At 69.3% G+C, this 251-nt stretch carries 1 protein-coding gene; it reads left to right on the top strand.

Annotated elements, in window-relative coordinates; all coding sequences use genetic code 11:
• Positions 1–251: trehalose-6-phosphate synthase (locus ACTHSQ_RS11365; RefSeq protein WP_440375966.1), on the top strand; the 251-nt coding region annotated here is incomplete at both ends.

Genomic DNA, 251 nt, shown 5'->3' with positions numbered 1-251 from the left:
CTCCAAAGGCATCCCGCACCGCGTGCGCGCCTTCCGCCAGCTGCTGGAACGCTACCCCGAGAACGAACACAGCGCCACACTGGTGATGATCGCCTCGCCCTCGCGCGACGACGTGCACGCCTATGCCGACCTGCGCCAGGAGCTGGAGGGCCTGTGCGGCGCCATCAACGGCGACTATGGCGATCTGGACTGGATGCCGCTGCGCTACATCCACCGCACCGTCGCCCGCAAGCGCGTGCCCGGCCTGTGCC

The organism is Neisseria sp. P0009.S008, from assembly GCF_051958615.1.
Classification (GTDB): domain Bacteria; phylum Pseudomonadota; class Gammaproteobacteria; order Burkholderiales; family Neisseriaceae; genus Neisseria; species Neisseria subflava.
The sequence above is the reverse complement of the archived record's forward strand: the minus strand, read 5'-3'. Positions and strand labels throughout refer to the sequence as shown.